Source organism: uncultured Subdoligranulum sp. (assembly GCF_937890665.1).
The window spans coordinates 1-8,606 of the sequence record NZ_CALADU010000182.1 but is presented as its reverse complement, the minus strand read 5'-3'; the positions used below and the strand labels follow the sequence as shown (position 1 = coordinate 8,606).

Annotated in this window: 7 protein-coding genes; 3 read left to right on the top strand and 4 right to left on the bottom strand. The window is 59.7% G+C overall.

Annotated elements, in window-relative coordinates; translation table 11 throughout:
* The 3 genes from feoB to Q0526_RS10395 form a co-directional block, all read left to right on the top strand.
* Nucleotides 1-1,888 (top strand): ferrous iron transport protein B (gene feoB, locus Q0526_RS10405; RefSeq protein ID WP_298733250.1); only part of this gene is annotated, 1,888 nt, incomplete at its 5' end.
* A gap of 24 nt (nucleotides 1,889-1,912) precedes the next feature.
* Complete coding sequence (locus tag Q0526_RS10400) at nucleotides 1,913-2,125, top strand: LPXTG cell wall anchor domain-containing protein (RefSeq protein WP_298733248.1); 213 nt, start codon at nucleotides 1,913-1,915, stop codon at nucleotides 2,123-2,125.
* 99 nt (nucleotides 2,126-2,224) lie between these two features.
* Nucleotides 2,225-2,602, top strand: coding sequence for a metal-dependent transcriptional regulator (locus tag Q0526_RS10395; protein WP_298733245.1), 378 nt, complete (start codon nucleotides 2,225-2,227; stop codon nucleotides 2,600-2,602).
* A 68-nt stretch (nucleotides 2,603-2,670) separates the two neighbouring features.
* Here the strand turns inward: Q0526_RS10395 and Q0526_RS10390 are convergent, their stop codons facing one another.
* From Q0526_RS10390 to Q0526_RS10375, 4 genes are all read right to left on the bottom strand, one after another.
* Complete coding sequence (locus Q0526_RS10390; RefSeq protein WP_298733243.1) at nucleotides 2,671-4,131, bottom strand: UDP-N-acetylmuramoyl-L-alanyl-D-glutamate--2,6-diaminopimelate ligase; 1,461 nt, start codon at nucleotides 4,129-4,131, stop codon at nucleotides 2,671-2,673.
* 7 nt (nucleotides 4,132-4,138) lie between these two features.
* Nucleotides 4,139-5,365 carry an ATP-grasp domain-containing protein gene (locus Q0526_RS10385; protein ID WP_298733241.1) on the bottom strand — a complete coding sequence of 409 codons (1,227 nt, stop codon included), beginning with the start codon at nucleotides 5,363-5,365 and terminating at the stop codon, nucleotides 4,139-4,141.
* A 61-nt stretch (nucleotides 5,366-5,426) separates the two neighbouring features.
* Nucleotides 5,427-7,274 (bottom strand): asparagine synthase (glutamine-hydrolyzing), encoded by a 1,848-nt coding sequence (gene asnB / locus Q0526_RS10380; RefSeq protein WP_298733238.1) that lies wholly within the window; start codon nucleotides 7,272-7,274, stop codon nucleotides 5,427-5,429.
* Nucleotides 7,275-7,408: 134 nt separating this feature from the next.
* On the bottom strand, nucleotides 7,409-8,350 hold the full coding sequence (locus Q0526_RS10375; protein ID WP_298733235.1) for a magnesium transporter CorA family protein: 942 nt from the start codon (nucleotides 8,348-8,350) through the stop codon (nucleotides 7,409-7,411).
* Nucleotides 8,351-8,606 lie beyond the last annotated feature (256 nt).

Genomic DNA, 8,606 nt, shown 5'->3' with positions numbered 1-8,606 from the left:
CACCCAGCTCATCGAACTGGGCATTCCGGTGGTCATGGCGGTGAATATGATCGATCTGGTGCGCAAAAACGGCGACAAGATCGACCTGAAACGGCTGAGCCGGGAACTGGGCTGTGAAGCCATCGAGATCAGCGCCCTCAAAGGGGAGGGCAGCCGTCAGGCGGCAGAGCTGGCGGTAGCGGCCGCTCGGGAGCATCAGGCCGGGGAACTGCCCCATGTGTTCACCGGCAGCGTAGAACATGCGCTGGCCCACATCGAGGAATCCATTCAGGGCAAGGTGGATGACCGCTTCCTGCGGTGGTACGCCGTCAAGCTGTTTGAGCGGGACGACAAAGTACAGGCGGAACTGGGACTGGACCCGGCGCTGCTCAAACATTTGGACCTGCATATCGCCGACTGCGAAAAAGAGATGGATGACGATGCCGAGAGCATCATCACCAACCAGCGCTATGCCTACATCAACACCGTGGTCAGCCGGGCAGTGGAGAAAAAGGCCCGCACCGAGCACCTGACGGTTTCGGATAAGATCGACCGCATCGTTACCAACCGGATCTTGGCGCTGCCCCTGTTTGCCTTGGTCATGGCGGTGATCTACACCCTGTCCATGGGCAGCACCGACTTTGCGGTGGGACGCATTGCCACCGACTGGACCAACGACGTCCTCTTTGGGGAAGTGGTGCCCCCCGCCATCACCGGCTTCTTGGAGTCGGTAGGTTGTGCGCCGTGGCTGCAAGGCTTGGTGGTGGACGGCATTGTGGCCGGCGTGGGCGCTGTGCTGGGCTTTGTGCCCCAGATGCTGGTGCTCTTCCTCATGCTTTCTCTGCTGGAGGATGTGGGCTACATGGCCCGTGTGGCCTTTATCATGGACCGGATCTTCCGCAAGTTCGGGCTGTCCGGTAAGAGCTTCATCCCCATGCTGGTGGGCACCGGCTGCGGCGTGCCCGGCGTCATGGCTTCCCGTACCATCGAAAACGAGCGGGACCGCCGGATGACCATTATGACCACCTGCTTTATCCCCTGCAGCGCCAAAATGCCCATCATCGGCCTGTTTGCCGGGGCACTCTTCGGCGGCTCCGGGCTGGTAGCCACCTCGGCCTACTTCATCGGTATGGCGGCCATCATCCTGTCGGGCATCATCCTCAAAAAGACCAAGCTGTTTGCCGGTGACCCGGCGCCCTTCGTCATGGAATTGCCCGCCTACCATGTCCCGGCTTGGGGCAATGTGCTCCGTGCTACTTGGGAGCGGGGCTGGTCCTTCATCAAGCGGGCAGGCACCGTGATCTTGGCTTCCACCATCATCCTGTGGTTCCTGCAGGGCTTCGGCTTTACCGAGAACGGCTTCGGCATGGTGGAGGACAACAACACCAGCCTGCTGGCTACCATCGGCGGTTTGGTATCGTGGATCTTCGCGCCGCTGGGCTTTGGTACTTGGCAGGCCACCGTGGCTACCGTTACCGGCCTCATCGCCAAGGAAAACGTGGTGGCAACCTTCGGTGTCAACTATGGCTTTGCCGAAGTGGCTGAGAACGGCGACGAGATCTGGGCCAACATTGCGGTGGATTTCACCATGCTGTCCGCTTACAGCTTTATGATCTTCAACCTGCTCTGCGCCCCCTGCTTCGCGGCGATGGGCGCCATCAAGCGGGAGATGAACAATGCCCGTTGGACGGCCATTGCCATTGGTTATATGTGCCTGCTGGCCTACTGCGCGTCGCTGGTGGTGTACCAGTTGGGCGGCTTGTTCACCGGAGAGGTGAGCTTCAACTTCTTCACGGTGGTAGCCGTGGCGCTGGTGGCGCTGACGGTCTGGCTGCTGGTGCGGCCCAACCGGTATGAGGGCGAGCAGGAAGTCCGCTTGCCGAACCAGAAACCGGTGACATCCCGCTGATTTTTTGGAAAGGAGTGTTCCCCTATGTCGGAACTTCTCGCGGTCAACTTCAACCTGCCCACCCTTGTGGGGGCGGCGATCATCTTTGGCGGTACCGGCTGGCTGTTGTGGCGCCGCCACAAGGCCGGGGGCGGCTGCGGCGGCTGTGACAGTTGTGGGGGCGGATGCTCCTGCGGTGGAAGCTGCGGCGGCTGCGGTGGCTGCGGCGGTCACGGTTCTTCCGCCAACACCCAATAAAACAACAAGCGGGGCGCTGCGGCGCCCCGCTTTTGGTTGCAAAAAAACGCCCCGCGTGGTATAGTGAATACCAGAACCGTACCGAAAGGGGGCGCGTCGATGAACATTCATGAATCGGCGGAAGATTATCTGGAGAAAATCCTCATGCTGCAGGAACAAAAAGGCGCGGTGCGCTCCATCGACATTGCGGTGGCGATGGGCTATTCCAAACCCAGCGTCAGCGTGGCGATGAAAAACCTGCGGGAAAACGGCTATATCTCGGTGGACGGCGACGGTTACATCCATCTGGAAGAACCGGGGCTGGCCATCGCCCGGCGGATCTATGACCGCCACCGCCAGCTAACCCAGTTTTTTGTGGCGCTGGGGGTGGACCCGGAAGTGGCCTCCCATGATGCCTGCAAGATCGAGCACGATCTCAGCGAGGAAACGTACAGCAAGATGATCGCCTTTGCCCAGCGGGGAACGCTGGAAACCTAAACCCTTCTGCAAGTAAAACGCGGGGGAGCCGATAAGGCTCCCCCGCGTTTTGGTATTGTTTATGCAGCTCAGCCGTGGATGGCCCGGCAGGCTTCCTGAATCAGTTCCCGCTCTACAAACGGAACTTTCTTGCCTTCGATGAGTTGGTAATCCTCGTGGCCCTTGCCGGCAAACAGGACGATGTCCCCTTCCTCGGCCATCTGGACTGCGGCGCGGATGGCTTCGGCCCGGTCGGGGATCAAGGTGTACTGGGCATCCATGGCCATGGCAGCGTCGATGTCCCGCAAAATGGCCATGGGATCCTCAAAGTCCGGGTTGTCGCTGGTCAAAATGCTGTAATCGGCCCAAGCGCTGGCGGCTTCGGCCAGTTCCCGGCGGCGCACCTGTGTGCGTCCGCCCACCGAGCCGAAGACGCAAATCAGCCGGTGGGGATGGTAGGCCCGCAGGGTTTTCAGGGCGCTGGTCAGCGCCAGACCGTTGTGGGAATAATCCACGATAAAGGTGCGGCCGGGCAGGCCTTCCACCACCTCAAAGCGGCCCTGCACCGGGGTGTGGGCCAGCGTCTTGGCGGCTTGGGCGGGCGTTACGCCGAAGGCCCCGCAGAGGGCGATGGCACACAGCGCATCGGAAGCGCTGAACGCCCCCGGCGACATGACCCGCACCGGGGTGGTTTCGCCGTTATGCGCACAGAGAAAATCTACGCCCAAGGCGGTTTCGCTGCGGTACTGGGCCAGCTGGGTGGCGCGGTAGTCGGCATCGTGGTCAATGCCGAAGCTGACCTGCTGCCCCCGGAACCCGGCCCGCATATAGTCGCTGGCGGCATCGTCGGTGTTGTAGACCATGACCCGGGCATCGTACTCGGCAAACAGGCGGCGTTTGGCGGCCTTGTAATCCTCAAAGTCGGGGTGCTCGCCGGGGCCGATATGGTCCTCCGACAGGTTGGTGAAGGCCACGGCCTCAAAGGGGATGCCGTCCACCCGGTGGTGGCGCAGCGCTTGGCTGCTCACTTCCAGCACTACGTGGTGTACGTTGGCGTCCAGCATTTTGCGGAACAGCCGATGCAGTTCCAGACTTTCCGGCGTGGTGTTGGCGGTGGCTTCGTGGGTCCCGGCGATGTTGACCCCGTTGGAACCAATGTAAGCGCAGGGCAGTCCGGCATCGGTCAGGATGGCGGCGGTCAGCAGCGCCGTGGTGGTTTTGCCCTTGGTGCCGGTAATGCCCAAAATGTGCAGTTCTTTGGCAGGGTTGCCGTAAAAGTCCGCGCCGATGACGGCCAAAGCGGCCCGGGTGTCATCGGTCAAAATCTGGGCGGCGTCGGTGGGCAGGTCCAGCGGGCGCTCCGCCAAAAAAGCACGGCAGCCCTGCTGGTAGGCGCTTTGGGCAAAGGTGTGGCCGTCCATCCACGCCCCCACCAGACAGACAAACAGCGACCCGGGACCCGCCTTGCGGGAATCGTAGGTGATGGCGGTGATCTCCACCTCCGAGGCGCCGGTGTGGTCGATATGGCGAACCAGATCGTTCAATTTCATGGCAGGATCAGCCTTTCGGGTAGTAAGTTTTGAACTTCTTAAACTGGCGGCGGAGCTGCTCCAGCACACAGGCAGTGCGAAGAGGGTTCAGCCGCAGGTCGGGACCGTAGAGCAGCGAACAGGCTTCCTTGCCTTGCGCCTTCAGCCCTTGGGCGTGGGCCACCAGCTTCTTGTCCTCGGTGTGGGTAAAGGCGACTTTGGCCGGTACGTGGTGCCAGAACACCTCGTTGCGGTTCAGCACGCAGTCGGTGCCGCCGTCGTTCCACTTTTCCACCACCAGTTTGGCGATGTTCATGCCGGCGGCGGTCACATAGTAGTTGCTGCGTCCCTGCCGCAGGTTGATCTCAAACACCCGGAAATCCCCCGGCTCGTCCGAACATTTGATGTCAAAGTTGGAAAAACCGGTGTAATGGCAGGCTTCCAACATCTGGCGGATATTCTCCACCAGCGGCAGAGCGGTGGTGTCCTCGGTGACGATGGCGGCGTGGTTGCCCAGCCCGTGGGGGGTGTGCTCCTCCACCATCGTGTGGCCCAGACACATGGCCCGGACCTTGCCATTCTCGTCCGAGAAGGCGGTCAGCACCCGCATGTGGTCGTCGCCGCCCGGGACCATCTTCTGCAAGATCATCTTGTCGGGATAGCCGGAGCCGTAGATCTGCTTCACGATGGCGGCGGCTTCGGCGGGATCGGCGGCGGTGTAGACCTTCTTCATGCCGTCAAAGGGGAATTTCCAATAGGCCACGCTGGAGGACGGCTTCACGATGATGGGGTAGGCGAAGCCCAGCTTCTCCTCGGTCAGTTCGCCGGCGTCTACCGGAGCGGTCAATACCTTGGTGGTGGGGTAGGGAATGCCGAACTTGTCACACACCTCGTAGAACTCGGCCTTTTTCTGGATAGAGCCGTACAGGTCGGCGGCGGGGCCGGGGGCGATATACTCCGGCAGTTCGGCCTTGCGGCGGATGATCATGGCCGCGTAGTCGTCGGTGCAGCCGAAGAGATAGAGCCGCTTGCCGGCGTGCTCTTTGGCAAAGTCGTGCAGCACCCGCAGCATGGTGGGCTCGTTGTCGATGTCAGGTACGATGGTGAAGTGTACGATCTTGGAATATTTGGTGGGCGCCATGGCATAGCGGCCGAAGGCGTAGCTCTCGACGCCGTAGGCTTCATGGAAAGCCCGGGCAAAGTTATAGCAGTTCAGGTCAGCACCCAAAAATACAGGGATCAGGTCGGTCATCATAGAAAAAATTGCATCTCCTTGTTTACAGAAGAGTCTGCTTTACAATGGTCGCTGTGGGCGGTCAGGCCCACTTCTCAAAGAACTGTTCATGCCAAGTCAGGAAGGTGTAGGCTGTCCAGATCTTGCGGCGCTCGTGGCGCGGGTCGGCCAGCATAGCCACCAGCTTGTCTTGGTCGAAGTACTCGGCGGCTACGTCGCTCTCGAACCGGGCGCGCACCTTGGCGGAAAACGCCGGGTCCTCCAGCCATTTGGCAATGGGCACCGGGAAGCCTTTCTTGGTGCGGTTGGCCCACGCGTCGGGCAGCGTCTTGTTGGCGGCAGCCCGCAGCACGGCCTTGGTGTCGCCGGCGATTTTGTAGTTGACAGGGTAGCTGGAAGCCTCCCGCAGCACTTCCCGGTCCAGATAAGGCACCCGCAATTCCAGACTGTGGGCCATGCTCATCTTGTCAGCTTTCAGCAGAATGTCACCGGGCAGCCAGAGGTTCAAATCCAGATACTGCTTCTTTTCCAACTCCGGCAGGTCTTTCACCCGGTCGTAGATGGGCGCGGCAACCTCCCGGGCGGTGGGGCCTACCCGGTACTTGGGCTTCAGGATGTCGTAGGCTTCCTTCTCGGTAAAGACCAGCGCCTGCCCGATGAACCAATCCTCGGGACGGCCGCTGCCCTTGATGATGAAGTCGTGCCCCTTGAAGTAGGGCAGATGCTGGCTCACGTCGCTGGCCAGATGGCGCAGCCCCAGCGGCAGATGCTTGTACTTCTGCATCATGGCGTTGTCGGCGTACCACTCGTACCCGGCGTAAATTTCGTCGGCGCCCTCGCCGGACAGCACCACCGTTACATGGCGGCGGGCCAGTTGGCACAAATAGTAGAGCGGCACCGAGGAGGGGTTGGACTGGGGCTCATCCATGTGGTACTGGATGTCCGCAAAGGCGTTCAAACACTCTTCCTTGGTCAGCATCTCCCGGTAGTTGCGGATGCCCAGCTTGGCGGACAGTTCGGCGGCCTCAGTGGTTTCGTCGAACTTATGGCTGCCGTCGGGGGTCTCGAAGCCTACCGAGAAGGTGTCGTTGGGCATCAGGCAGGCGGTGATATAGCTGGAATCCACGCCGCCCGACAGGAAGGAACCCACCTTCACGTCGCTGATGCGGTGGGCGGCCACCGATTCCCGTACCCGGGCGTCGATTTGCGCCGCACAATCCTCAAAGCTCATGCTGGTTTTGTGGCGGAAATCCACATCCCAGTACCGCTCAATGTGCATCTGGCCGTCCTTGTACTCAAACCAGTGGGCGGGGGCCAGCTTGTAGGTGCCTTTGAAGAAGGTTTCGTTCATGGCGCTGTACTGGAAGGTCAGGTAGGGGCGCAGGGCCTCGGGGTTGACCTCCCGGCGGAATCCGGGATGCTCCAGCAGGCTCTTGATTTCCGAGCCGAACAGCAGTTCGCCGGCATCGGTCTGGGTGTAGTAGAACGGCTTGACGCCAAAGATGTCCCGGGCGCCGTACATGACGTGGGTCTTGGTGTCATACACCACAAAGGCGAACATGCCCCGCAGCATAGCGGCCAGTTTGTTGCCGTACTCCTCGTACCCGTGCAGGATCACCTCGGTGTCGCAGTGGGTCTTAAAGACGTGGCCCTTGGCCTGCAGCTCGGTGCGCAGCTCCATAAAGTTATAAATTTCGCCGTTGAACACGCAGACAACGGTGCCGTCCTCATTGTACATGGGCTGACGGCCCGCTGCCAAGTCGATGATGCTCAGCCGGCGGAACCCCAACGCCACAGCGGTGGCCGGGGTGTCGCCGCTCAGGTGGTAGCCTTCCATATCGGGGCCGCGGTGGATGATACGGTCTGCCATCTTATGCAGGATCGCCTCACGCGCCTCGCGCAGCCCGGTAAAACCAACAAAACCACACATGGTCGTTTATCCTTTCCCTCTATCAGGTTGCTTCTGTTTCCTATACGGAGAAAATTCCATATTCTTTTATATTCTACCACAGTACCCCCTAAAAGAAAACCCCCGCCCGGATTTTTCCGGGCGGGAGCAGTGCGTTACAACATGTGTTTTTTATGCAGGAACCAAGCCGTTACCACGCAGACGATAAGCGTCAGCCCCAACACGATACCGAAACCGGCTTGGCTGCTGGCGAAAGGCATACCCTCTGAAGAGACGTTCATGCCGTATAAGCCGCTGACGACGGTGGGCACAGCCATCAATAGGGTGATGCTGGTCAGGTATTTCATGGCGTTGTTCAAGCGGTTGTCCAAAATGGAGCTGAACAATTCCCGGGTACCTTTAATATCATCGCGGTAGATGCTGGTCATCTCGATGGCCTGTCGGATCTCAACGATCACGTCATCTAGCAATTCCCGGTCGTCGGGATACTGTTCCAGCCGCTTGTAGCGGGTCAGACGGTCCAAGACGGTGGCGTTGGCCCGCAAACTGGTGGCAAAGTAGACCAGCGTGGACTCCAACCCATGCAGCTCCACCAAGTCGCTGTCTCGCAAATCGCCGGATAGATTCTTTTCAAGGGCTTGCCGCCGGCGGTCGATGAGGCGCAGCTCCTGCTGGTACATCGTGGCAGCCCGGTACAACAACTGGTAGACGAACCGCATCTTCTTACGGGTGGAAAATCCCCGTACCCGGCAGGAGGAAAAATCCCCGATCACCGGTGTGTCCACCGAGCAAACCGTGACGACCAAATCTTGGGTAAGCAAGATGCCCATAGGGATGGTGGAGTAGATCCCTTCCCCGGAACCCGGTACCTGATAGGGAATGTCCACGATGATGACGGTGTAGCCGTCTTCCAGACTGATACGGGCCGATTCTTCCGGGTCGGTGGCGGCAAACAAGTCGTTGGGCTCAATGTCCAGCGTGGCGGCTACCCGACGCACCTCGGCTTCGGTCGGAGCTGTCAGACAAATCCAGCAGCCCTCGTCCATATCCTCCACCCGCGTCAACTGCTTGTCTATTGTGCGGTAAATCTCCATCATGGCCATGCCCACCCGTCAATTACTCTTGTCCTACCAGTATAAGCCCTACGCGGCTAAACCGCAAGTAAAACCTTTGCAAATCACCACCTATACCTTATATAATAGCAAAAAGACCCTCTATGGGGGTTCAACAAGGGGAAAAACCACTTCTTGTGGTATTGGGAAAGGCCAACCACGATATACAGAGTGCCCAAAAACGTTCCGAAAAATTTGTCAAAAAATCTGAAAAAAGTGTTGACAAAGTGGTTTCGCGGTG

Excerpts from the sequence above, each read along its gene's own strand:
- Q0526_RS10400 (WP_298733248.1), top strand. The coding sequence starts at position 1,913 with ATGTCGGAACTTCTCGCGGTCAACTTCAACCTGCCCACCCTTGTGGGG.
- Q0526_RS10395 (WP_298733245.1), top strand. The coding sequence starts at position 2,225 with ATGAACATTCATGAATCGGCGGAAGATTATCTGGAGAAAATCCTCATG.
- Q0526_RS10390 (WP_298733243.1), bottom strand. The coding sequence starts at position 4,131 with ATGAAATTGAACGATCTGGTTCGCCATATCGACCACACCGGCGCCTCG.
- Q0526_RS10385 (WP_298733241.1), bottom strand. The coding sequence starts at position 5,365 with ATGATGACCGACCTGATCCCTGTATTTTTGGGTGCTGACCTGAACTGC.
- asnB (WP_298733238.1), bottom strand. The coding sequence starts at position 7,274 with ATGTGTGGTTTTGTTGGTTTTACCGGGCTGCGCGAGGCGCGTGAGGCG.
- Q0526_RS10375 (WP_298733235.1), bottom strand. The coding sequence starts at position 8,350 with ATGATGGAGATTTACCGCACAATAGACAAGCAGTTGACGCGGGTGGAG.